This is a genomic window from Cupriavidus sp. L7L (assembly GCF_004353535.1).
Taxonomy (GTDB): domain Bacteria; phylum Pseudomonadota; class Gammaproteobacteria; order Burkholderiales; family Burkholderiaceae; genus Cupriavidus; species Cupriavidus oxalaticus_A.
Window position 1 is genome coordinate 16,793 of sequence record NZ_SMNY01000014.1, and the last position, 23,572, is coordinate 40,364.

Sequence of the window (23,572 nt, forward strand, 5' to 3'; positions counted from 1 at the left end):
GCAATGCAGATCGACCTGAACGCCGACCTCGGCGAAGGCTGCGGCAACGACGAGGCGCTGCTGGCGCTGATCAGTTCCGCCAACATAGCGTGCGGCTGGCATGCGGGCGACGCCGCCACCATGGTGCAAACGGTGAAGTGGGCGCTGGAGCATGGGGTCGCCATCGGCGCGCACCCGAGCTATCCGGACCGCGAGAACTTTGGCCGCACCGAGATGCAGCGCGACCCCGAGCACGTCTATGCCGACATGCTGTACCAGATCGGCGCCCTCGAGGCGATCGTGCGCGCGCAGGGCGGCGAGCTGCACCACGTCAAGCCGCACGGCGCGCTGTACAACCAGGCCGTGCGCGACCCGGTGCTGGCGCGCGCCATCGTGCGCGCGGTGCGGGATTTCGATGCCGACCTGGTGTTCTTCGGCCTGGCCGGCAGCCACATGATCGACATCGCCAGGGAGGCCGGACTGCGCGTCAAGCAGGAGGTGTTTGCCGACCGCGGCTACAACCCCGACGGCACGCTGGTCAGGCGCGGCACGCCCGGCGCCCTGCACGAGGACGAGGAAGTCGCGCTGAACCAGACGCTGACCATGGTGCGCGAGAAGCGCGTGCGCGCCATCGACGGCACCTGGGTGCCGATCCAGGCGGAGACCGTGTGCCTGCACGGCGACGGTGCCCATGCGCTGGCCTTTGCGCGCCGCATCCGCGAACGGCTCACCGCCGAGGGCATTGCCATCCGCGCCGGCAACTGACAACTGACAGCGCCCCCCGCAATCACGCAGTCACGGTTCCTGCGTGCCGGCCGCGGCCGACTCGCGGCGCGCCGCGGCCTTCTTCATGGCGTGGCGGCGCAGGCTGACCTGCTCGAAGCGCCAGATCACATAGCAGAACGCCAGGAACGGCCATAGCCACCCCAGCCATTGCGCCAGGCTGTTGAAGTGGATGAAGCGGCCCATGCGCCAGCCCTGCTCGGAAATCCATGCATAGGGATTCGACGGCAGCACGTTGGTCAGCACCACCAGCGCGAGCAGCGCTACCATCGCCAGCACCGCGCGCAGCCAGCGCGGCAGGTACAGCAGCAGCGCCAGCACCAGCGAGCTGGTCAGCAGCGCGAAGCGGCCGCCTTCGGACAGCCAGTTGAAGGCGCTGTCGGCCGGGAACTGCAACTCGGCCGCGGTGGCCTTGATCAGCAGCGCGGCAGCCAGCAGGCCGGCCAGGATGCGCAGCATCGGCGCGTTGCGGCGCATGGCGATCGAGGCGAACAGGCCGGTGCCGATCCAGCTGCTGGCGGTCACCAGCGATTCCAGCAGTTGCTGGCTCTGCATGTCCTCGGGCCGCAGGCCGATGTGGACCTGCCACGCCTCCAGCCGCGGGAACAGCATCTGCAGCACCTGCATCGGCCAGGATTCGGGATCGGTCAGCCATTCGCGCACGATGCCGCCCATGCCGAACAGGTGCTCCTGCGGGAAGATCTGCGCGAACGGCCACAGCATCAGCAGGATGATGGCAAAGCTGGCATGCGGCTCGAACCAGGCATGGCGCAGCCGCGTCAGCCGGCCGTCGTCGATCAGCGCGTGCGTAAACGGCGCCACCACCGCGCCGCCCAGCAGCGCCCCCAGCGCATTGGTGATCAGGTCGATGTTGGACGAGATCCGGTTCGGCAGCCAGGTCTGGAAGGCCTCCATGCAGGCCGACAGCAGCGCGCCGGCGCACAGCGCCACCAGCGTCGCGCGCCCGCCCGACATGCGCGGATGCAGCGACAGCACCACCAGCGCCCCGAAGGGGACATAGCCGATGACATTGGTCATCAGGTCGAAGTCGGTGATATAGCGCGGCTTGGGCGCGGTGACGAAGGCGAACGGCGAGATGCCGTTGTCGACCCAGCCGGAGAACGGGTAGAGGCTGGCATACACCACCAGCAGCGTGAAGCAAATCAGCCCCACGCGGGCCAGCGGCGAATACTGCGGGCCGGAGGGTTCGGTCACGGTCGCAGTTTCCGCCGGTTGCGCCATCGGTGGCGCCGCCGGTTGCGCAGCCGGCGCCGGGGGCGGTGCGGAGGGCGGCGGGGCAGCCGGCTCCATGGCAAATCTCCTTGTCTGTCTTACTTTAGCGGCAGCGTGGCGGTCCAGTCGAGCAGCGCGGCGATGGCGGCGTCGCTGGCTTCGGCCAGCGCCTTGACCCCGCCGGCGCCGTCGGCGCTGGGCGCGGGCCGGCGCACCTCGAAGGTCTGCTGGCCGAGCTGGCCGCGGTGGAACACGGTGGCGCGCAGCCGCACCACGCCCTGGCTGGTGGTGGTGCTGTCGAACACCTGCTCGAAGGCCAGCAGGTCGACCTTGAGCCCCGGCACGCTGGTATCGCCGGCCCAGGCCAGCCCGCCGCGCGCCGACACCGACTCGCGCAGGCGCTCGTCGAACAGGCGCGTCGGCGACATCACCCAGCGCTGCGTGGCATAGGGTTGCAGCCGCTGCGCCTGCGCATACAGCAGGCGGTAGTAGAGTGCATTGCCTTCAAGCCAGTCGGGGCCGTCGGTCTGCGATACGCGCAGCCTGGGCAGCGGCGCGGGCGCTGCGCCGGCAGCATTGCCTGCCGTGCCGGCAAGCGCGGCGGACGGCCCCAGGTCGTACGTGACGGTCGGCGTCCCGCGCGACAGCGCGCAGCCGGACAGCACCAGCGCGGCGCCGGCCAGCGCCAGCAGTGTGGCGGCGGTGCGGGGGCGGATGGTCCGGCGTGAATTGTCGGTGGCAGGGATCACGGCGAGGCCTTGGCGGTTGTCGTTGTCTGGCATGGCGATGGTCGTCGGTTCGTCGTCGTCATGTCGTCTGTTACATCAGGGCGTGCTGAAGCCCGGCTCGCCCGGCCCCGGCACCGGCGCCGGCGCGCCAAACAGCACGCTGGTCGGGCTGTCGTTGAACTGGCCGGCGGCACGCGCGAAGCTGCGTGCGGTCTGGCGCGCATCGCGTGCAAGCCCGTTGAGCTGCGGCAGCGTCTCCTGGCTGAAGTTGCCGGCCGCGGTCTGCACCGACGCCGCCGCACCCTGCAGGTCGTGCCCGACACTGTCGACCGTACGCAGCACCGTGCCGTTGGGGCTGGCCAGCTCCTGCGTCAGGCGCCGCGTCGATTCCAGCGTGGCGTTGAGGTTCTCGGCCACGCGCGGCAGGCGGTTGGCCGCCGGCGCCAGCGCGTCCGACAGCTTCGAGTAGTCCTCGGCGGTCTTGCGCACCGAGCGGATCGCGGCCATCAGTTCATTGCGGTTGGCGGTCTGGAACATTTCGCTGAGCGAGGCCATCAGCGTCTCGGTCTGCGTCAGCAGTGAATCGCCACGCTTTTCCAGCTCTTCGAAGAAGCCCGGGCGCATGGCGATGCGCGCGACCGCCTTGGGCGAGGTGCGCAGCGGCGGCGAGGCATCGGCACCCGCATGCGCGGCCGTGTCGTCCAGCTGCACGTAGGCGATGCCGGTGACGCCCTGGAAGCCCAGCGTGGCGTAGGTGGTGCGCGTGATCGGCGTGTCCTGGTTGACGCTGATGCGCACGATGATCTGGCCCGGCACCTGCGGGTCGAACTTGATCGACTCCACCTTGCCCACCGCCAACCCGCGGTATTTGACGTCGGCCTGCGGCCCGAGCCCGTTCACGGTGGAGCGCGTGATCAGGTCGTACGGCACGCGCACGGCGTGGTCGCTGCTGAACCAGAACAGCGCGAACAGCACCAGCACTGCCAGGCCGATGGTGAACACGCCGGCAAGGAACGCGTGTGACTTGTTTTCCATCATGCTTCTCCGGGAGGCGCCGCGGGTTGCCCCGCTTGCGGCAGCGCCTGCAAGGCGCGCTGGGCGCGTTCGCCCAGGAAATATTCGCGGATGAAGGGGTGGTCCACCTTTACCACTTCAGGGATCGACGCGGCGGCGACGACCTTGTGGTCGGCCAGCACCGCGACGCGGTCGGACAGCGCCACCAGCGTGTCGAGGTCGTGCGTAATCATCACTACCGTGAGGCCCAGCTCTCGCCGAAGTTCCCGGATCAGCGCCACGTAGTCGTCCGAAGCCATCGGATCGAGGCCGGCGGTAGGCTCGTCGAGGAACAGCAGTTCCGGCTCCAGCGCCAGCGCGCGTGCCAGCGCCACGCGCTTGATCATGCCGCCGGACAGGTCCGACGGCATCTTGTCCGCATCGCGCGCCGACAGGCCCACCAGTTGCAGCTTGAGCAGCGCCGCCCGGCAGATCAGGTTGTCCGGCAGCGCGCGCAACTCGCGCAGCGGCAGTGCGATATTGTCGATCACCGACAGCGCCGAGAACAGCGCGCCGCGCTGGAACTGCAGTCCCCAGCGGTTGCGCAGCGCCTGCAGCTGCGCCGGGCGCAACTTGGCCGGGGCTTCGCCGAACACCTTGATGCTGCCCGAGGTCGGCCGCTCCAGCCCCACTATCTGGCGCAGCAGCACGGTCTTGCCGCTGCCCGAGCCGCCCACGATCGACAGCGCCTCGCCGCGCCACACGTCCAGGTCGACGTGGTCGTGCACCACGGCCTTGCCAAAGCGCTTGACCAGGTTGCGCACCTCGATCACCGCGGTACGCTGCGCCGGCGCGGGCGGCACGGAGGGCGCGGACGGTTCCGTTGGCGCGCTCATATCCCCACGTCCTTGAACAGGACGGCAAACACCGCGTCGGCCAGGATCACGATGGTGATGGAGGTCACCACCGACGCGGTGGTGCCTTCGCCCAGGCTTTGTGTATTGGGCTTGATACGCAGCCCGAAGTGGCACGCCGTCAGCGCGATCAGGATGCCGAATGCCACGCCCTTGCCCAGCCCCAGCCACAGGTTGGCCACCGGCACCGCGTCGGGCAGTTCGCGCAGGAAGAACGCGGCGCTGATGCCGAGCTGCATGCGCGCGGCCACCATGCCGCCGGCCAGCGCCATCACGTCGGTCCACGCCACCAGCAGCGGCATCGAGATGGCCAGCGCGATCACGCGCGGCATGATCAGCCGGAAGCCGTGCGAGATCCCCATCACGCGCATGGCATCGAGTTCTTCGGTGACGCGCATCACGCCGATCTGCGCGGTGATGGCCGAGCCGGACCGGCCCGCGATCAGGATCGCCGCCAGCACCGGCCCCAGTTCGCGGATCACCGCCATGCCGAGGATATTGACGATGAACGTGCTGGCGCCGAACATGCGCAGCTGGTTCGCCGACAGGTACGACAGCACGATGCCGATCAGGAACCCGACCAGCGCGGTGATTCCGAGCGCCTTGTAGCCGACGTTGTAGATATTTGCCGAGACCTCGCGCCAGGGGCCGCGCTGCGGCATGCGCGCGAAGCGCAGCAGGTCGAACGCCAGCTGGCCCAGCATGGTGATGCCGATGACCAGCTGCACGCCGAACGACATCACGTTGGCGCCTAACAGCGTAATCGGGTTGAAGCGGTCCACCATGTGCTTCTTCCAGCCTTCGTCCTGCACCGCGGCGATGCGCTCGAATACACGGCGCTGGCCCTCGCTGGCCTCGATCTGCTGCGGCATCTTGCCGTCCCACGCCTGCCACAGCAGCTGTCCGCCGATATGGTCCAGCCGCTGCACTTCGGCCAGCGACCATTGCGCATGCTCCGGCGCCTGCGCCAGTTCGTGCAATTGCGTGCGCAGCTGCCGGGCCTGGTGGCAGCCGGCCAGCGCGAGCGCGGTCCAGTCGCCACTCAGCGCTACGCTGACGGTCCCGTCCCCGCGCGTGATATGGAAGTCTGGCGTCGTCTGTCGTTCCAAGGGCTAGCGATGTGATGGCCGAGTCCCGATTCTAAGCCACCCGCCCGGCTGGCGCGACCGCGGCCGCGTCGGGGCAGGGGGGCGGTCCTGGAGCATACGTGCCGCGCGGCTACAATGCGGCAGTCGGGCAGGCGCCATGCCTGCCAGCTTTCGCACCACTCCGCACCGCAGATTGCCACCAGCGCAGCTTCCCATGCCAGACGCCCCTGAATCCTCCCTCACGCCCGCCTCGGGCCCGTCCGACTCCTGGCGCATCGATCCCGCCGCCCTGCGCGCCGCGCTGCCGCCGGCACTGCGCGACTGGAAGCTGGAGCTGGTCGAAGAAACCGGCTCGACCAATGCCGACCTGACCGCCGCGTGCCGCCACGCACCCTGGTCGGATGCCGGCTGGCTGCGCCTGGCTTACCGCCAGACAGCCGGGCGCGGGCGCCTGGGACGGCCGTGGCAGGGGCAGGCGGGCATGACCTTCTCGGTGGCGCTGCCGCTCGCGCTGGCGCCGGCACAACTCACCGGCCTGAGCCTGGCGGTGGGGCTGGCGCTGGCCGAAGCGCTCGGCGATGTCGACCCGCGCCTGGGCGCGCGCGTCGGCCTGAAATGGCCGAACGACCTGCAGATCGATGGCCGCAAGCTGGCCGGCATCCTGATCGAATCGGTGCGCGCCGGGCAGAACCGGATCTGGGCCGTGATCGGCATCGGCCTGAACCTGGTGCGCGATGCGCAGATGGAAGCCGCGCTGGGCCGCGAGCTGGCCGGCGTGGCCGAGGCCGTGCCGGGCTTCGACGCCAGCCGCGACGCGGCGCGCCTGCTGGCTGCGGTGCTGGAGCGGCTGGCATCGATGCGCACCGCGTTCCTGGCCCATGGCTTCGGGCCGATGGCGCGGCGCTGGTCCGCCGCCGATGCCTACCGCGACCAGCCGGTGCGGCTGCTGCACGACGGCAAGGTGATCGCGGAGGGCTTGGCGCGCGGCGTCGACGAGGCCGGCCAGCTGCTGCTGGAAACCCCGACGGGGCTGGAGCGGGTGGCCAGCGGCGAGCTGTCGCTGCGCCCGGCGCCGGGGCAGGAGGATGGCGCATGAGCGTGCCGCAGCTGCTGATCGACATCGGCAATACGCGCCTGAAATGGGCATGGTGCGAGGCCGGCGCGCCGCTGCCGGCCGGGGCGGGCTTGCCCACGCCGTGGCAGCACGGTGGCGCGGTCGCGCATGCCGATGAAAACGCGCTGAAGACGCTGGCCGCCGACCTGCGCGCGCTGCGCGGCACCGGCCCGATGCCGGCGGTCTGGATCACCAACGTCGCCGGCCCGGTGATCGCCGCCGCCGTCGATGCTGCGCTGGCCGACGCCTTCGGCGGCTGCGCGCCGGTGCAGTGGGTGCGCAGCAGTGCGGCGCACGGCAACCTCGTCAACGGCTACCGCGAGCCCACGCAACTGGGTGTCGACCGCTGGGTCGGCGCCATCGGCGCGCATCGCTGGCTGCCGCACGACACGCTGCTGGTCGTGACCGCGGGCACCGCGACCACGCTCGATATCGTCACCGTCGGCGCGGATGGCCGCGCTCGCTTCGAGGGCGGCCTGATCCTGCCGGGGCTGGCGCTGATGCTGGGCACGCTGGCGCGCAATACCGCGCAGCTGCCGGCGCTGGAGGTGAAGGAGGTGCAGGAGGCCGGCACCGTGGCCGGCGCGCATCTGCGCTGGGCCGACAACACCCACGACGCGATCGCCGCCGGCTGCCTGGCCGCGCAGGCGGGCGCGATCGAACGCACCTGGCGCGCGCTGGGCGAACGCGGGACGACGCGCTGCCTGCTGTCCGGCGGCGCACGCAGCGCGCTGTCCGGCGCGCTCGCGGTGCCCTTCGAGATGCACGATAATCTGGTGTTGCTCGGCCTGCATGCGATGGCGTCGGCCGAGGCCTAGCGGCCATCGCCTTGACCACGTAATTCCCGCACGCTCTGCCGCCGTCCATGTCCGCCCCACGCGCCCTGCGCATTGCCCTGATGTTGCTGCTCCTTGCCAACGCCTTGATGGTGGCGGCGCTGGCCGGCCTGTTCGGCGCGAATCCGCTTGGCGGCTGGTTCGGCACGCCGCGCGAGCCGCACCGGCTCGGGCAGCAAGTGCGCGCCGAGCGCCTGCAGCAGCTGCCGCCGGCACCTTCGCGCGCGGCAGACGCCGCGCCGCGTGGCACCTTGCCGGTGGCGCGGCGTCAGGACTGAGCGCGCGGCTCAGCCGGCCTGGCGCACCTTGGTCAGCAGCTTGGTGGTGGAGCGGTCGTGCAGGAAGGGGATGGCGTAGGCCTGGCCGCCCCAGCTGCGCACCAGCCGGGTTTCTTCCAGCGTATCGATGTCATAGTCGCCGCCCTTGACGTAGATGTCGGGGCGCACCAGCCGGATCAGCTCGACCGGCGTCTGCTCGCGGAACATCGCCACCAGGTCGACCGACGCCAGCGCGGCCAGCAGCGCCATGCGGTCCGATTCGTGATTGAGCGGGCGATCGTCGCCCTTGCCCAGCATCTTGACCGAGGCATCGCTGTTGACGCCGACCACCAGGCTCGCGCCCAGCGCGCGCGCCTGCGCCAGGTAGGTGGCATGGCCGCGATGCAGGATATCGAAGACGCCGTTGGTGAACACCAGCGGGCGCGGCAGCGCGGCGATGCGCGCGGCCAGCTCGGCGTGGTTGTCGGCGGGAGTCAGCTTGGATTCGAAGGCGGGTACGGACATGGGTCAGGGATCGGATGGTGGAGGCCGGCGCTGGCGGCGCCGGCACGCTTGTCCGAATGGTACCCCGTCCGCCGAGGTTCGCCGTCCGTTCAGCGCTGCCTACCCCATGACGGCGCCCGGTCAGGAGAACCTGATGATCTGCTCCAATAACTGAAGTCGGATCAATAACATGGGGCAAAAAATAATCGCGCCAAGTGATTTAAGTGTTTTGTTTTCAGAATTAAGAGATATCTCGGAATGGCGCACTGGATTGGCATTGCGGCCAATGCGAATGTGTACGTCCGGCTAAAACCGGGTATTTTTCCGCACGGTAGTAACCGGATACCACCTGGCCCGCCGGGAAACTGGCAGGCGCCGGTGCGGATTGCCGAATAGCCGGGAATGGCGGCGCCGATGCGCCAAATGAAAAAACCCCGCCGCAGCGGGGTTTTTGTGAGGCTGGCAGCTAGCCGCCGATCAGGCCTGTGCCGGCTGGGCGCCGCCGGCGCCGGGCAGGCGGGCGTTCAGTTCCTTGCGGTAGCGGTTCAGGTCCTGCACCGATTCAAAGGTGCGTTCGAACAGCAGCGACATATTGTGCAGGATCCGTTCGATGACCTTCTTCTCCCAGCCTTCGTCGAAGCGGATCTGCTCGTCCAGCCATTTCTCCAGCCAGTCGGGGTCGGGCAGGCGCGATTGCACGGTGTCGTTGGGGAACAGCGCCTTGTTGACGTGCAGGTTGGTCGGGTGCAGCGGCTTTTCGGTGCGGCGCGCCGATGCCATCAGCACGCCGATCTTGGCGAACGCGGCGCGCGCGCTGTCGCCGAATTGCGCCAGGTATTTCTTCATGTAGCGCAGGTACGCGCCGCCGTGGCGGGCTTCATCCTGCGACAGGGTGCGGTAGATATGCTTGATCACCGGTTCCGAGTGCCATTCGGCGGCGCGGCGGTACCAGTGGTTCAGGCGGATCTCGCCGCAGAAATGCAGCATCAGCGTTTCCAGCGGCGGCGCCGGGTCGAACTCGAAGCGCACGGCGTGCAGCTCTTCCTCGGTCGGCACCAGGTCCGGGCGGAAGCGGCGCAGGTACTCCATCAGCACCAGCGAGTGCTTCTGTTCCTCGAAGAACCAGATGCTCATGAACGCCGAAAAGTCGGAATCGTGGCGGTTGTCGCGCAGGAACATCTCGGTCGCCGGCAGGGCGGACCATTCCGTGATCGCGTTCATGCGAATGGTCTTGGCCTGGTCGTCCGTCAGCAGGCTGGCGTCGAAGGTATCCCAGGGAATGTCCTTGTCCATGTGCCAGCGGACGGCTTCCAACGATTTGAACAGTTCGGGGTAGAGCATGGTAAGCCTTTGAAATTACGGGCAGATTCTACCAGATGCGAATTATTCTCTTCTCCTTTTTTAGGGCGGATAGGGGCAAATGCAACGACTTTTGCGGAGCTTTGGCGCAGCCGACTGCATATTGCGGGCGATCAGCGGCGCGCCGGACGGCACAGGTGCCAGCAACGGCGCCTGGCGGGCAGGTGCTCAGGGCGAAACCGCGCCCTCGCGCAAGGCGGCAGGTGCAGTGCCCGGCACCACGCCATACAGGAACGCAGCCAGTTCGGCGGCCTGCGCTTCGGCGTCGCGCTCGCCCAGCGCCATCAGCGCCTGGGTGAACTCGGGCTCGAACAGCAGGTAGCTGGCGAAGGCGGCGCCGCGCGCCTCGGTACCGCCCAGCGGCGCCAGCAGCGCGCGCACGGTGCGCGGCAGCTGCTTCTGGTGTTCGGCGGCGAGCGCCTCGATCGGTTCGCTGGGAGAGATCGTCATGACCTGCACCGGGCGCCAGCCTTCGCGGTCGCCGGCGATCTCGGGCATGCGCGCCAGCAGCCGGTTGATATGCAGCAGCCGCTCCAGGTCGGCATTGAGGCCGTCCAGGAAGATGCTGGCCAGCGCCTGGCCGCCCACCTGCGCCAGCGACGGGTAGCCGCCGGCGGGCACGGTGTCGAACCAGCCCGAGCGCTGGCGCGAGGCTGCGCCGATCGCCAGGATGCGCGATGCGCCCAGGTGGATCGCCGGCGACAGCGGCGACATCTGCCGCATGGTGCCATCGCCGAACCACTCGTGATGGCCGTCGATCTCGAGCGGAACCGAGGGGAACAGGAACGGTATCGATGCAGAGGCCAGCAGGTGGTCCACCGTGATCGGCGCCGGCACAGCGATGCGCTGGCTGCGGTGCCACGGATGGATGCGGTGGTGCGACTGGTAGAAGGTGACGTGGCGGCCGGTGCTGTACGACAGCGCGGTGACCGCGAACGCCTGCAGCGCGCCGCTGTCCAGGCTGGCCTGCACCCGCGCGGGATCGAACAGCTCGCCCAGCATGCCGCCTAGCGGCGTGTTGTCGAACAGCGCGCGCGGTGCCCGGCGCTGCGTGGCCCAGCCCAGCGCCAGCGTCGACAGCCAGCGTGCGCCCGATATGCCCACGCGCAGCACGTCGGTGCGGTAGACGTCGTCGGCATGGATGCCGTGCCACAGCGCGCCCAGGCTTTGCGTGGCGGCCTGGAAATCGCCGGCATTGATGGCCAGCCCGGCACCGTTGATCGCGCCCGCCGAGGTGCCGGCGATGATGCCGAACGGCAGCCCGCCATGGGCCTTGCCGTGGCGCGCGGCAATGCGCGCCAGCCCGCACAGCACGCCAGCCTGGTAGGCGGCGCGCGCGCCGCCGCCCATCATGATCAGCGCGGTGGCGTTGGGATTGGGGCCGTTAGGCGCGCCAGGGACGCCAGGGCCGTTGTGCGGGGTCGGATGGTGTCCCGGCAGGGGCTCGCGGTGCATGGGGGAAGGCGCTGCGTAGCGACAGGTCAGGCGGTGCGCAGTTGCGTCCGCAGTTGCGTCATTCGTCGCCGCCGTTGTCGTCGTCCTTGGCGGCGTGGTTGCCGGTGGGCGTGGGTTTGGCCGTCTTGCCGGCAGCGGGCTTCTTTGCGGCAGTTTTCTTTGCAGCGGGCTTGGCCGCAGCCTTGGTCCCCGACTTGGCTGCACTCGTGGCGCCGCTCTTTGCCGTGGCGCTCGCCCTGGCGCCGTTGCCGTTGCCAGCGGCCTTGCGTGAGGTGGCTTTGGCCGCGGACCCGCCGTCCGGCGCGGCCCCCGGCTGTGCCGGCATGCCGCCGGCGCCGAAGGCGCCCATGTTGAACGGCGCGATGCTGGCCGCGGCTGCGCTGCTGGCGATCTGGCTGAACTGGTGCTGCAGCAGGTCCCACCACAGCGCGGCGTTGGGTGCGCCTTCGGGTGCAGCGTCTGGCGCTGCCTCGGCCGACGGCTCGGGAGCCGGCTCCGGCTCGGCGCCGGCCTGCGCCGCGTGTGCTTCTTCGCGGGGCCTGGTGGTGCCGGAACCTGCGCCGGTGTCGGCGCCGGCGCGCTGCGGTGGCGCTGCGCTCGGCGCATTGGCGGCCCGCGCCACGTTTTCCATTGCCGACTGCATGGCGTCGGGCGAGAGCGCGTTGCCGAAGGTCTGCAGCGCCACCAGCGTGGCGCGCTGCACCTCCAGGCCCTGGATCGTGGTGCGCAGCAGGTTGGTGTTCAGCTGCAGCCAGCTCTCCACTGCCTTGAGGTCGGCAATGCGCTTGTCGAGGTCATCCAGGTCCATCGGCGGCGTCATCGCCTGCAGCCCGGGCATCAGGCCGCCGGACATGCCGGCGCTGCCACCCCACAGGCGGCGCATGAAGTCGAAGCCGTTGGTGAAATCGGGAATCTGTCCGAACATGGTCGCGTGCTCCGTGTGCGGCGCAGCCCTCGCGCCCGGATGCGGGCCGCGCGGCTGCGTCGTCGTTACCTGAATTGTGGCGGCCGCTTCTGGCGCAGGCTCGCCATGCCTTCGTGCACGTCGGGGCCGGCAAAGCCCATGAATTCGAGCGCCAGCGAGGTATCGAAAGCGGGACCGGCCATGCGCAGCCAGTTGTTGAGGGCGTACTTGGTCCAGCGGATCGCTGTCTGCGACCCCGCCGCCAGCCGGTTGGCTACCTCGAAGGCACGCGCCACCAGTTCGTCCTCTTCCACCGCCAGCGAGACCAGGCCGATCCGCTCGGCCTCTTCGCCGCTGACCGACTCGCACAGCATCAGATAGTACTTGGCCTTGGCCATTCCGCACAGCAGCGGCCACACGATCGCGGCATGGTCGCCCGCGGCCACGCCCAGCCGGGTATGGCCGTCGACGATGCGCGCGGTCTTCGCGGCGATCGAGATATCGGCCAGCAGCCCTGCCACCAGGCCGGCACCGACGGCCGGGCCATGCATCGCCGAGACCACCGGCTTGTCGCAGTTGATGACGTTGTAGACCAGGTCGCGCGCTTCGTGCCACACGCGCGTGCGGGTCTCGAAATCGTTGGCCATGTCTTCCACCAGCGCCAGGTCGCCGCCGGCGGAGAAGCCCTTGCCCTCGCCGCGGATCAGCGCCACACGGATGTCGGGATCGGCGGAGACGTCGCGCCAGATCTCGGCCAGCTCGCGGTGCATGTTGGCGTCGGCCGTGGCCAGCTTCTGGTTGGCCGACTGCGCCGCGCCCATGACGATCTCGAGGATGGGGCCGTGGCGGCGCAGCGTCAGCGCGCGGTAGCGCGCGTAGCGTTCGGAAAGTTCGGTGGAAGAGGCGTCGTTCGGGGCAGTCATGGGGGGCCTGTCAGGTGAGTGGCGCGCGGCCGCGCCGGGTGCATCGTGGATTTACCAACCGATCGGTCGGTCAATTATATGCACATCCGGCGCACCCTTGCCGACAGGAGCGGCCGGCTCAGTTGCCGGCTCAGTTGCCGGCTCAGGGCGCGGCCACCAGCTGGTCGATCGCCCCGAACACCGAATGCCCCTGCGCGTCGAACATCTCGATCTTGACCGCGTCGCCGAATTTCATGAACTCGGTGGCGGGCTTGCCGTCGTCGATGGTCTCGAGCATGCGCTTCTCGGCGATGCAGCAGTAGCCCTTCTTGCGGTCGACGTTGGAGATCGTGCCCGAGCCGACGATGCTGCCGGCGCGCACGTTGCGGGTCTTGCAGATATGCGCGATCAGCTGGCCGAAGTCGAACACCATGTCGGTGCCGCAGTCGGGCTGGCCGACCTTCCTGCTGTTCCAGTGCACCGTCATCGGCAGGTGCACCTTGCGCTCGCGCCAGGCCTCGCCCAGCTCGTCGGGCGTGACGGCGACCGGCGAGAAGGCGGTCGCCGGCTTGCTCTGGAAGAAGCCGAAGCCCTTGCCCAGTTCCGCGGGGATCAGGTTGCGCAACGAGACGTCGTTGGCCAGCAGCACCAGGCGGATGGCTTCGCCGGCCTGTTCGGGCGTGGCGCCCATCTTCACGTCGCCGGTGATGACCGCGACCTCGGCCTCGAAGTCGATGCCGAAGGCTTCGCTGGCGCACACGATGTCATCCTGCGGGCCGAGGAAGTCGTCCGATCCGCCCTGGTACATCAGCGGGTCGGTCCAGAACTCGGGCGGCATTTCGGCGCCGCGCGCCTTGCGCACCAGCTCGACGTGGTTGACGTAGGCCGAGCCATCGGCCCACTGGTAGGCGCGCGGCAGCGGCGCCATGCAGTCCTTGGGATTGAACGCGAACGGATGGCGCGCGCGGCCGGTGTTGAGCGCGTCGTACAGGTCCTGCAGCTGCGGCGCGTAGAAATGCCAGTCGTCCAGCGCGGTCTGCAGCTTGCCGGCGATGTCGGTGGCGAAGTGGGCTTGCTTCAGGTCGCGCGACACGACCGCCAGCTGGCCGTCGCGCGAACCGTCCTTCAGGGTTGCGAGTTTCATGGGATGCGATGCGGTAGAGAGCGGGGCGCCCGCGCGGCGGACGCAGCGCCCGCTAGTCTACCGCGCCACGCTGCGCGCCCCTGCGGGTGGCTTAGTCGACCGTGATGCCCTTGGCCTTGATCAGCTTGCCCCAGCGCTCGGCTTCGGCGCGCGCGTAGGCAGCGAATTCCTCGGGCGTGCCCGACACCGCCTCGACCCCCACGCCTTCCAGCTTCTTCTGCACCTCGGGCGTCTTCAGCGCCTTGACCAGCTCGGCGTTCAGCCGCGTGACCACCGCCTTGGGCGTGCCCGCCGGCGCCACCAGGCCTTGCCAGGCGTAGGCCTCGAAGTTGCTCACGCCGCCTTCGGCCACGGTCGGCACGCCGGGCAGCACCGCCAGCCGCTTCGGCGTGGCCACGCCCAGCGCGCGCAGCTTGCCAGCGCTGACGTTCTGCTGGCCCGAGGCCAGGTCCAGGAACATCAGGTCGACCTGGCCGGCGAGCAGGTCCTGCACCGCCGGCGCCGCGCCCTTGTAGGGCACGTGCGTCATCTTGACCCTGGCCTGGTCCATGAACAGCTCCATGGCCAGGTGGTGCGGGCTGCCCGCGCCGGGCGAGGCGAAGTTGACCTTGCCGGGGTTCTTCTGCGCGTACTCGATGGCTTCCTTCAGCGTGCGCGCCGGGAACTTGGGAGTGGCCACCAGCACCAGCGGGAAGCGCGCCAGCTGGCCGATATAGACGAAGTCCTTGTCGGGGTTGTACGGCAGCTTCTTGTACAGCGATGGATTGGCCGCAAGCGTGGCGGTGTCGGCGGTCAGCACGGTGTAGCCATCGGGCTTGGCGTGCGCGACGGCATCGGCGCCGACGATGGTGGCAGCGCCCGGGCGGTTGTCGATCACCACCTGCTTGCCCAGCCCCGGCGTGATCGCCTGGGCGACGGTGCGCGCCACCACGTCGGTGCCGCCGCCGGCCGGGTAGGGCACGACCCAGCGGATCGGCTGGGCGGGCCAGTCATCGGCGTGCGCGGGCGCGCTGGCGGTGAACAGGGCGCCGGCGGCAGCCATGGCGGCGAGCATGAAATGGGCATGGCGACGCCCAGGGAAGGGACGCAGGGGGCGCATCGGTAGTCTCCGTGTTAAAAAGGGGCCCGGCTTGGCGGGCATCGACACGCGCGCCGCCGGGTCTGTTGCGAAGGAAGTCTACCGATGGCTTAAAAATTGGTAAATCGATTTCGCTATAGTAAATTTACCTACGAACTTGCCCGGGTCTCCGGGCGCCGATTTCCTGGTCCCAATCCCCTCTGCCCCCCTGCCGCCGGCCATGTCACGCATTGCAGAAAACGAAGAAGACGACGCCAAGCTGCGCTCCGGCATCCAGTCCATCGAAGTGGGCTTCAAGCTGCTCCAGGCCCTCGCGGCGTCGCCGCGCGCGATGATGCTGCGCGACCTCGCCGCCGCCGCCGGCATGAACCCGGCCAAGGCGCACCGCTACCTGGTCAGCTTCATGCGGCTGGGCACGGTGGCGCAGGACCCCGTCAGCGGCCGCTACGACCTGGGCCCGTTCGCGCTGCAGCTGGGGCTGGCCGGCCTCAACCGGCTCGATCCGGTCAAGAAGGCGCGTCCGATCCTGTCGCAGCTGCGCGACGAGATGGACCTGACCGCCGGCATCGCCGTATGGGGCAACCACGGCCCGACCATCGTGCACTGGGAGGAATCCAGCCACCCCGTCACCGTGAGCCTGCGCCTGGGCGACGTGATGCCAATGCTCAATTCCGCCACCGGCCGTCTCTACGGCGCCTACCTGCCGCGCAAGCAGACCCTGCCGCTGATCGAGCGCGAGCTGGGCGCGCGCGGCAATGGCGCGGTGCCGGACATGCCGGCGTCGCTGTCCGAATACGACGCGATCTGCGCCGAAGTCCGCGCGCACGGCGCCGCGCGCACGCTCGGCGGCGTGCTGCCGGGCATCAATGCATTCTCTATGCCGGTGTTCGATGCCAACGGCCACCTCGCCATGGGGTTAATCGTACTGGGCGCGCAGAGCCTGTTCGATGCAGAATGGGGCGGTACGATGGATCGTCGCGTACGCGATATCGCCCAACAGCTCTCATCGGAACTCGGCTACCTTGGTGCCGTCCCCCCGGCCGGAGAAACCGGCCAGCCCTAGTCCTCGCGCCCGCCCGGGCGCGGATACCCCCGTCTGGCGCCGTCGGCGCTGGGTGATCGTGGTTGCGCTGGTGGTACTTGTGCACGTGCTGGCGGTGGTGGGATTCCTGCGCATGCCGGGGCCGCTGATCCCGTTCGACACCAGCAACACACCCACGCTGGAGGCGGTCCTGCTGCCGCCGCCCAGGCCACCGGCCCAGCCCAGGCCGCGCCCCGCGCCACAGCCGCGCCCGAAAGCCGCGGCGCCGGTCCCGGCGCCCGAGCCCGAGCCTGAGCCGCCAGCCCCGCCGTTGGCGACCAGCCCGCAAGGCCCGGCCGAGATGGCAACCGGTCCAGGCGGCACCGGAGCGGCGCCAACACCACCCGCCGCGCCCGCGCCGGCGCCTTCCGGCGGTCCGCAGGGCGGCGTCGACGGCGTCGTCTACAGCGCGCCGCCGCCCGCCACGTACCACTACGCCAGCTTTGTCAACGGCGTGCAGAACCCCGATGGCCTGATCCGCTGGGAGCACGACGGCCGCCGCTACCGGCTCGCGGTGGAAACGCGCGTGCTGTGGTTCCGCTTCGCGTTCCAGAGCAACGGTGCGCTGTCCGAGCAGGGACTGTTGCCGGAACGCTACGAAGAGCACCGGCGCAACAAGGCCGAGTCATCGCGCTTTGACACCGCCGCCGGCATCGCCACGCTGCGCAACGGCGCGCAGTCGCCATTCCCGCCCGGGGCCCAGGATCGCTTCAGCGTGTTCCTGCAGCTGGTCGGCCTGGTGCGTGGCAATCCGCAACGCTATGTCACCCCCGGTGTGACCGAAACGTTTCAGGTTGCCGATACGCGCGATGTGGAACCGATGCAAGTGCAGTATGTTGGAGAAGAGGATTTCGATACGGGCAATGGCATGGTACGTGCGAAGCACTTCGTGCGGCTGCCGCGCCGCGCGAATGACCGTCGCCGGGTCGAGTTGTGGCTTGCGCAATCGCTGGGCTGGATGCCGGTGCGGCTGCGGCAGACCGAACCCGACGGCACCCAGATCGAACTGGTGTACCGCGGCAACGGCGGGCAATAGCCACGGGCCGTTCGCCGGGGTCGATCACCGCCGGTAACCAGCGGGCGAATGTCAACAATCGTTAAAAAGCGTCTCGCCCGGGTCAACGCCGCCGCGTTTGGCGCATTCTTACTGACAGGAGCCCCGCCATGACAGTTGCCACGCCACCCGCCGAAACGCACCGCGTCCATGCCGACGGCGCCGAGCTTTACGTGCGCATCGACGGCACCGACGGACCGTGGGTGATCCTGGCCCATGCGCTGGCCGCCAGCCATGCGCTGTGGGACCAGACCGCCGCCCACCTGGCATCGCGCTACCGCGTGGTGCGCCCCGACCTGCGCGGGCATGGCGGCAGCGAGGCGCCGCTGGGCGCTTACACCATGACCCGGCTGGCGGACGATGTGATCGCGGTGATGGACGCGCTGGAAATCCCCCAGGCCCACTTCTGCGGCATTTCGGTCGGCGGCATGATCGGGCAGACGCTGGGGTTGCGCCATCCGGAGCGGCTGCTGTCGCTGGCGCTGGTGGCCACCAACAGCCAGACCCCGATGGAAGCGCACCCGATGTGGCACAACCGCATCGGCCAGGCCGAGGCGCACGGCATGGCCGGCCTGGCCCATGCCACGCTGGAGCGCTGGCTGACGCCGGCCTTCCGCGCCGCCCATCCCGATGCGGTGGCGCGCATCCACGCCATGCTGGTGGCCACGCCGGTGCGCGGCTATGTGGGCGTGGCCGAGGCGATCATGGCTTTCGATCTCGCCGGCGCGCTTTCCCGTATCCATTGTCCTACGCTGGTAGTAGCAGGAGAGAACGATCAGGGCGCGACCGTGGCAATGGCGCAGAGCATTGCGGCCGCCATCCGAGGCGCCCGGCTGGAAGTGATGCCGCAGGCGGCGCACCTGGTGCATGTGGAGCAGCCCGAACGCTTCCACGCGGCACTGGACGCGTTCCTCGGCAATGCGGCGTGCGGCGGCCAGTGCGACGTTCCGTGACAGACAACACACTGATGCGCCAGGCTCAAGAAACTTGTTGCAAAGGACGATGCCCAATCTATGTAGGCAGCAATGACGTGGCAACGCAGTGACCGGCTAAATCCTGCCAAGCCTTGATTTCGCGCGGGTCACCCCAAGTTTGGAGGTAAAGCCGCGGCGCCCCCTCACGGCAACATCGACGAGGCAAGAATCACAAGGGCAAGCCGCCCAACCATGACGCCCAGGAGGTGTGCCATGCAAATGATCTACAACAGCGACAATTACTGCATCGTCGAGTTCGGTGCGGATGTCGAGCAAGCGCCGCTCGAATTTGGCGGCTATGAAATCGTCGACAAGAACCTGAAGCGCGAGATTTTCCTCGGCGGGCACCTGGCTGAAAGCTTTCGCGCCGACGTCAAGCGCCTGATCGAAAGCGAGCCATCAGTGGAAGAGGTCGATGACTTCCTCGCCAAGTTCGACAACGTGATGACGCATCCGCTGGTCATGCATTGAGCGGCTTTCCATTGCCGCCGGCCACGGCCGGCGGCATTGCCATCGCGCCCGCCCCGGCGGGCGTTTTTATTGGGCGGCGGTTCAGTACTGCTTTCAGTACTGCTCCCACGGCAGGCCGTCGTGGCGCCAGCCGTTGAGCGTATTGCGGTGGCGCTGCCCGTCGAGATCCCCCTCGAAACCGTGCAGCACGTTGTAGACGTTGGCAAAGCCCGCGCCCTCCAGCGCCCGCGCCGCCGCCGCCGAACGGTTGCCGCTGCGGCAGATCAGCAGCACCGGCCGCGCCGACACATGCCCGGCCAGCTTCTTCACCATCTGCACGAAATGCGGATTGACCTCCCAGTCGGGGCCGTCGTTCCAGGGGACGTTGTGCGCACCCTTGGGATGGCCGACGAACAGGTATTCCATCTCGCTGCGGCAGTCGATGAAGAGCGTGTCGGGCGATTGCGCCAGCAGGTCGCTGGCGTCGGCGGGGGACAGGTGTTGCATGGTCGGCGGGGACAAGGGGCGCGCAAAGGACGCGGAATGGCCGGAATGGTGACGGTTACGCCTCTCAGTGTAGGCCGCCATCGGCCCGACAGGCAACCGCAAGGCCTTGATACACCTGATAAAATCGCTGCTCTTGGCCAGCATCGGCCCCAGCAGCGCCCGCCGCCGATCCACGATCGCGCCGGCCGCCTTTCCAGAGTTCCCCGCCATGAGTGCCCCTGAATCCCGCGCGGCCGCACCGCGCCCCTACACCCGGGCTGCCGAGCTGCCCCGGCTGCTGCAAGAACGCATCCTGATCCTGGATGGCGCCATGGGCACCATGATCCAGCGCTACAAGCTGACCGAGGCCGACTACCGCGGCGAGCGCTTCGCCGAACACAAGGTGGACGTGAAGGGCAATAACGAACTGCTGCTGCTGACGCGCCCGCAGGTCATCAGCGAGATCCACGAGCAGTACCTGGCCGCCGGCGCCGACCTGATCGAGACCAATACCTTCGGCGCCACGCGCGTGGCGCAGGAAGACTACAAGATGGCGGATCTGGCGTACGAGATGAACGTCGAGGCCGCGCGCCTGGCGCGCGCCGCTTGCGACAAGTACAGTACGCCCGACAAGCCGCGCTTCGTCGCCGGCGCCTTCGGCCCGACGCCCAAGACCGCCAGCATCTCGCCCGACGTGAACGACCCCGGCGCGCGCAACGTCACCTTCGAGGAACTGCGCCAGTCCTACTACGAGCAGGGCAAGGCGCTGCTCGAAGGCGGCGCCGACGTGTTCCTGGTCGAGACCATCTTCGATACGCTCAATGCCAAGGCCGCGCTGTTCGCCATCGACCAGCTGTTCGAGGACACCGGCGAACGCGTGCCGGTGATGATCTCCGGCACCGTGACCGATGCCTCGGGCCGGATCCTGTCGGGCCAGACCGTGGAAGCGTTCTGGAACAGCCTGCGCCACGCCAGGCCGGTCACCTTCGGGCTGAACTGCGCGCTGGGCGCCACGCTGATGCGCCCGTATATCGCCGAGCTGGCCAAGGTGTGCGACGCCGCGGTGTCGTGCTACCCGAACGCGGGTTTGCCGAACCCGATGAGCGATACGGGCTTCGACGAAACGCCGGAAGTCACGTCTTCGCTGGTCGAGGAATTCGCCGCTTCCGGGCTGGTGAACCTGGTGGGCGGCTGCTGCGGCACCACCCCCGAGCACATCGCCGCCATTGCCCAGCGCGTGGCCGACAAGAAACCCCGCACCTGGCCCGGCCAGTACCGCGACGCCGCCTGAGCCGGAGCCCGAGAACATGAGCGAGAACAAACTGCCCCCGCGCCCGATGCGCCTGTCTGGCCTCGAGCCCTTCACCATCGACGACGACACGCTGTTCGTCAACGTCGGCGAGCGCACCAACGTGACCGGCTCCAAGGCCTTCGCGCGCATGATCCTGAACGGCCAGTTCGACGAGGCGCTGGCGGTGGCCCGCCAGCAGGTCGAGAACGGCGCGCAGATCATCGACATCAACATGGACGAGGCCATGCTGGACTCGAAGGCCGCGATGGTTCGCTTCCTGAACCTGATCGCCTCCGAGCCGGACATTGCGCGTGTGCCGATCATGATCGACTCGTCCAAGTGGGACGTGATCGAGGCCGGCCTGCAGTGCGTGCAGGGCAAGCCGGTGGTGAACTCGATCTCGCTGAAGGAAGGCGAGGAACAGTTCCGCCACCACGCCGAACTGATTCGCCGCTACGGCGCGGCCAGCGTGGTGATGGCCTTCGACGAGAAGGGCCAGGCCGATACCTTCGAGCGCAAGACCGAGATCTGCAAGCGCAGCTACGACATCCTGGTCAATGAAGTCGGCTTCCCGCCGGAAGACATCATCTTCGACCCGAATATTTTCGCGGTCGCGACCGGCATCGAGGAACACAACAACTACGCCGTGGACTTCATCGAAGCCACGCGCTGGATCAAGCAGAACCTGCCGTACGCCAAGGTGAGCGGCGGCGTGTCCAACGTGTCGTTCTCGTTCCGCGGCAACGACGTGGTGCGCGAGGCGATCCACACCGTTTTCCTGTACCACGCGATCGGCGCGGGCATGGACATGGGCATCGTCAACGCCGGCCAGCTCGGCGTGTATGACCAGCTCGATCCCGAGTTGCGCGAGCGCGTGGAAGATGTGGTGCTCAATCGCCGCGAGGATTCCACCGATCGCCTGCTGGAAATCGCCGACCGCTACAAGGGCGGCGGCGCGAAGAAGGAAGAAAACCTGGCCTGGCGCGGCACGCCCGAGCAGCCGGTGCCCGTGGGCGAACGCCTGGCGCATGCGCTGGTGCATGGCATCACCACCTTCATCGTCGAAGACACCGAGGAAGTCCGGCAGCAGGTCGCCGCGCGCGGCGGCCGCCCGATCGAGGTGATCGAGGGCCCGCTGATGGACGGCATGAACATCGTCGGCGACCTGTTCGGCGCCGGCAAGATGTTCCTGCCGCAGGTGGTCAAGAGCGCGCGCGTGATGAAGCAGGCGGTGGCGCACCTGCTGCCCTTCATCGAGGAAGAAAAGCGCCTGCTGGCCGAGGCCGGCGGCGATGTGCGCGCGCGCGGCAAGATCGTGATCGCCACCGTGAAGGGCGACGTGCACGACATCGGCAAGAACATCGTGTCGGTGGTGCTCCAGTGCAATAACTTCGAGGTCGTCAACATGGGCGTGATGGTCCCGTGCAACGAGATCCTGGCAAAGGCCAAGGTCGAGGGCGCGGATATCGTCGGCCTGTCGGGGCTGATCACGCCGTCGCTGGAAGAAATGGCCTACGTCGCGTCGGAGATGCAGCGCGACGACTACTTCCGCGTGAAGAAGATCCCGCTGCTGATCGGTGGCGCCACCACCTCGCGCGTGCATACCGCGGTCAAGATCGCGCCCAACTACGAAGGGCCGGTGGTGTACGTGCCTGACGCCTCGCGTTCGGTCAGCGTGGCGTCGAGCCTGCTGTCCGATGAAGGGGCGGCGAAGTACCTGGACGAACTGAAGACCGACTACGACCGCATCCGCACCCAGCACGCCAGCAAGAAGGCCACGCCGATGGTGACGCTGGCGCAGGCGCGCGCCAACAAGACGCCGATCGACTGGAGCGGCTACGTGCCGCCCAGGCCCAAGTTCGTCGGCCGCCGCGTGTTCCGCAACTACGACCTGGCGGAACTGGCCAACTACATCGACTGGGGCCCGTTCTTCCAGACCTGGGACCTCGCCGGCAAATTCCCCGATATCCTCAACGACGAGATCGTCGGCGAGTCGGCGCGCAAGGTGTTCTCGGACGGCAAGGCCATGCTGTCGCGCCTGATCCAGGGCCGCTGGCTGACGGCCAACGGCGTGATCGCGCTGCTGCCGGCCAACACCGTCAACGACGACGATATCGAGATCTACACCGACGAGACCCGCAGCAAGGTCGCGCTGACCTGGCACAACGTGCGCCAGCAGAGCGAGCGCCCGGTGGTCGATGGCGTGCGCCGCCCCAACCGCTGCCTGGCGGACTTTGTCGCCCCGAAGGACAGCGGCATCGCCGACTACGTGGGCATGTTTGCCGTCACCGCGGGCCTCGGCGTCGACAAGAAGGAAGCCCAGTTCGAGGCCGACCACGACGACTACAGCGCGATCATGCTGAAGGCGCTGGCCGACCGCCTGGCCGAAGCCTTCGCCGAATGCCTGCACGAGCGCGTGCGCAAGGACCTGTGGGGCTACGACGCGGCCGAGCAGCTGAGCAACGAGCAGCTGATCGCCGAGTCCTACCGCGGCATCCGTCCCGCGCCCGGCTATCCGGCCTGCCCGGAGCACACCGTCAAGGGCCCGATGTTCGAGTTCCTCGACGCGGCCGAGATCGGCATGGGCATCACCGAGTCTCTGGCAATGACGCCGGCCGCTTCGGTGAGCGGCTTCTACCTGGCGCATCCCGAGTCGACCTACTTCACCATCGGCAAGATCGGCCAGGACCAGCTCGACGACATGGTGGCGCGCCGCCATGAAGAACGCGCCACGCTGGAGCGCGCGCTCGCGCCCAACCTGTAACGGGGTGCGACGGCAGGGCGCCGGCCACGGCCGCGCGATCCTGCCGCCAGCCCGTTGATGTCACAGGGAATTTCCCGGTGCAACGGCTTCCCGGCCTGGTTGCAGCGGCGTATCCGACGCCTCACAACTCCTTACAGAGCCTTTCAATCCCTCACAGACCGGTGCAGGTGCGGTCCCTAGACTGAGGGCTCGATTCACGCA

General features: G+C 68.5%; 23 protein-coding genes. 10 read left to right on the forward strand and 13 right to left on the reverse strand.

Annotation, left to right across the window (positions count from 1 at the left end):
- Nucleotides 1-3 precede the first annotated feature (3 nt).
- Nucleotides 4-744: a 5-oxoprolinase subunit PxpA gene (gene pxpA, locus E1J61_RS15695; RefSeq protein WP_133094981.1), complete on the forward strand. Its 741-nt coding sequence runs from the start codon at nucleotides 4-6 to the stop codon at nucleotides 742-744.
- Between the two features lie 30 nt (nucleotides 745-774).
- Here the strand turns inward: pxpA and E1J61_RS15700 are convergent, their stop codons facing one another.
- The 5 genes from E1J61_RS15700 to E1J61_RS15720 are packed head-to-tail and all read right to left on the reverse strand — an operon-like array spanning nucleotide 775 to nucleotide 5,739.
- Nucleotides 775-2,073 carry a VanZ family protein gene (locus tag E1J61_RS15700; protein WP_133094982.1) on the reverse strand — a complete coding sequence of 433 codons (1,299 nt, stop codon included), beginning with the start codon at nucleotides 2,071-2,073 and terminating at the stop codon, nucleotides 775-777.
- A gap of 20 nt (nucleotides 2,074-2,093) precedes the next feature.
- On the reverse strand, nucleotides 2,094-2,777 hold the full coding sequence (locus E1J61_RS15705) for an ABC-type transport auxiliary lipoprotein family protein (RefSeq protein ID WP_133094983.1): 684 nt from the start codon (nucleotides 2,775-2,777) through the stop codon (nucleotides 2,094-2,096).
- A gap of 42 nt (nucleotides 2,778-2,819) precedes the next feature.
- Nucleotides 2,820-3,761: an MlaD family protein gene (locus E1J61_RS15710; protein WP_133094984.1), complete on the reverse strand. Its 942-nt coding sequence runs from the start codon at nucleotides 3,759-3,761 to the stop codon at nucleotides 2,820-2,822.
- On the reverse strand, nucleotides 3,758-4,612 hold the full coding sequence (locus E1J61_RS15715; RefSeq protein ID WP_205751645.1) for an ABC transporter ATP-binding protein: 855 nt from the start codon (nucleotides 4,610-4,612) through the stop codon (nucleotides 3,758-3,760). Before E1J61_RS15715 ends, E1J61_RS15710 begins: the two co-directional genes overlap by 4 nt.
- Nucleotides 4,609-5,739, reverse strand: a complete 1,131-nt coding sequence (locus E1J61_RS15720; RefSeq protein ID WP_133094985.1) for an ABC transporter permease — start codon at nucleotides 5,737-5,739, stop codon at nucleotides 4,609-4,611. Before E1J61_RS15720 ends, E1J61_RS15715 begins: the two co-directional genes overlap by 4 nt.
- A 193-nt stretch (nucleotides 5,740-5,932) precedes the next feature.
- On the opposite strand from E1J61_RS15720, the gene E1J61_RS15725 reads away from it, so the two are divergent.
- From E1J61_RS15725 to E1J61_RS15735, 3 genes are read left to right on the forward strand one after another with little or no spacing between them, the layout of a single operon-like run.
- Nucleotides 5,933-6,814 (forward strand): biotin--[acetyl-CoA-carboxylase] ligase, encoded by an 882-nt coding sequence (locus E1J61_RS15725; RefSeq protein ID WP_133094986.1) that lies wholly within the window; start codon nucleotides 5,933-5,935, stop codon nucleotides 6,812-6,814.
- A complete protein-coding gene (locus tag E1J61_RS15730) occupies nucleotides 6,811-7,650 on the forward strand; it encodes a type III pantothenate kinase (protein WP_133094987.1) in 840 nt (279 codons plus the stop codon). The genes E1J61_RS15725 and E1J61_RS15730 overlap by 4 nt, the downstream gene beginning before the upstream one ends.
- Nucleotides 7,651-7,697: 47 nt before the next feature.
- Nucleotides 7,698-7,946, forward strand: coding sequence for a hypothetical protein (locus E1J61_RS15735; protein WP_133094988.1), 249 nt, complete (start codon nucleotides 7,698-7,700; stop codon nucleotides 7,944-7,946).
- A 9-nt stretch (nucleotides 7,947-7,955) separates the two neighbouring features.
- On the opposite strand, the gene rfaE2 is transcribed toward E1J61_RS15735, so the two are convergent.
- The 7 genes from rfaE2 to E1J61_RS15770 all read right to left on the reverse strand — a co-directional run bounded on the left by rfaE2 (nucleotide 7,956) and on the right by E1J61_RS15770 (nucleotide 15,247).
- Nucleotides 7,956-8,450, reverse strand: a complete 495-nt coding sequence (rfaE2, locus tag E1J61_RS15740) for a D-glycero-beta-D-manno-heptose 1-phosphate adenylyltransferase (protein WP_133094989.1) — start codon at nucleotides 8,448-8,450, stop codon at nucleotides 7,956-7,958.
- 456 nt (nucleotides 8,451-8,906) lie between these two features.
- On the reverse strand, nucleotides 8,907-9,770 hold the full coding sequence (locus E1J61_RS15745; RefSeq protein ID WP_133094990.1) for a ferritin-like domain-containing protein: 864 nt from the start codon (nucleotides 9,768-9,770) through the stop codon (nucleotides 8,907-8,909).
- Nucleotides 9,771-9,956: 186 nt separating this feature from the next.
- A complete protein-coding gene (locus E1J61_RS15750; protein WP_371704215.1) occupies nucleotides 9,957-11,243 on the reverse strand; it encodes a patatin-like phospholipase family protein in 1,287 nt (428 codons plus the stop codon).
- A gap of 58 nt (nucleotides 11,244-11,301) precedes the next feature.
- Nucleotides 11,302-12,168, reverse strand: a complete 867-nt coding sequence (locus E1J61_RS15755; protein WP_133094991.1) for a PhaM family polyhydroxyalkanoate granule multifunctional regulatory protein — start codon at nucleotides 12,166-12,168, stop codon at nucleotides 11,302-11,304.
- A 65-nt stretch (nucleotides 12,169-12,233) separates the two neighbouring features.
- Nucleotides 12,234-13,070 carry an enoyl-CoA hydratase/isomerase family protein gene (locus E1J61_RS15760; RefSeq protein ID WP_133094992.1) on the reverse strand — a complete coding sequence of 279 codons (837 nt, stop codon included), beginning with the start codon at nucleotides 13,068-13,070 and terminating at the stop codon, nucleotides 12,234-12,236.
- 142 nt (nucleotides 13,071-13,212) lie between these two features.
- Complete coding sequence (locus tag E1J61_RS15765; RefSeq protein WP_133094993.1) at nucleotides 13,213-14,193, reverse strand: fumarylacetoacetate hydrolase family protein; 981 nt, start codon at nucleotides 14,191-14,193, stop codon at nucleotides 13,213-13,215.
- Nucleotides 14,194-14,284: 91 nt separating this feature from the next.
- The gene (locus E1J61_RS15770; RefSeq protein WP_243736885.1) at nucleotides 14,285-15,247 is read right to left on the reverse strand and encodes a tripartite tricarboxylate transporter substrate binding protein; all 963 of its coding nucleotides are present in this window, start codon (nucleotides 15,245-15,247) and stop codon (nucleotides 14,285-14,287) included.
- A gap of 253 nt (nucleotides 15,248-15,500) precedes the next feature.
- On the opposite strand from E1J61_RS15770, the gene E1J61_RS15775 reads away from it, so the two are divergent.
- The 4 genes from E1J61_RS15775 to E1J61_RS15790 all read left to right on the forward strand — a co-directional run bounded on the left by E1J61_RS15775 (nucleotide 15,501) and on the right by E1J61_RS15790 (nucleotide 18,851).
- Entirely contained in the window at nucleotides 15,501-16,334 is an 834-nt protein-coding gene (locus E1J61_RS15775) for an IclR family transcriptional regulator (protein ID WP_195427779.1), read from the forward strand.
- A gap of 58 nt (nucleotides 16,335-16,392) precedes the next feature.
- Nucleotides 16,393-17,388, forward strand: coding sequence for a DUF3108 domain-containing protein (locus E1J61_RS15780; RefSeq protein ID WP_243736886.1), 996 nt, complete (start codon nucleotides 16,393-16,395; stop codon nucleotides 17,386-17,388).
- Nucleotides 17,389-17,516: 128 nt separating this feature from the next.
- Entirely contained in the window at nucleotides 17,517-18,359 is an 843-nt protein-coding gene (locus tag E1J61_RS15785; RefSeq protein WP_133094996.1) for an alpha/beta fold hydrolase, read from the forward strand.
- Between the two features lie 234 nt (nucleotides 18,360-18,593).
- Complete coding sequence (locus E1J61_RS15790; RefSeq protein WP_133094997.1) at nucleotides 18,594-18,851, forward strand: DUF3567 domain-containing protein; 258 nt, start codon at nucleotides 18,594-18,596, stop codon at nucleotides 18,849-18,851.
- A gap of 93 nt (nucleotides 18,852-18,944) precedes the next feature.
- On the opposite strand, the gene E1J61_RS15795 is transcribed toward E1J61_RS15790, so the two are convergent.
- Nucleotides 18,945-19,337 (reverse strand): rhodanese-like domain-containing protein, encoded by a 393-nt coding sequence (locus E1J61_RS15795; protein WP_133094998.1) that lies wholly within the window; start codon nucleotides 19,335-19,337, stop codon nucleotides 18,945-18,947.
- A 208-nt stretch (nucleotides 19,338-19,545) separates the two neighbouring features.
- On the opposite strand from E1J61_RS15795, the gene E1J61_RS15800 reads away from it, so the two are divergent.
- Together E1J61_RS15800 and metH are read left to right on the forward strand one after the other, a co-directional pair.
- Nucleotides 19,546-20,607 (forward strand): homocysteine S-methyltransferase family protein, encoded by a 1,062-nt coding sequence (locus tag E1J61_RS15800; protein WP_133094999.1) that lies wholly within the window; start codon nucleotides 19,546-19,548, stop codon nucleotides 20,605-20,607.
- 16 nt (nucleotides 20,608-20,623) lie between these two features.
- Nucleotides 20,624-23,371: a methionine synthase gene (gene metH, locus E1J61_RS15805; RefSeq protein ID WP_133095000.1), complete on the forward strand. Its 2,748-nt coding sequence runs from the start codon at nucleotides 20,624-20,626 to the stop codon at nucleotides 23,369-23,371.
- The last annotated feature ends 201 nt before the right edge of the window (nucleotides 23,372-23,572 follow it).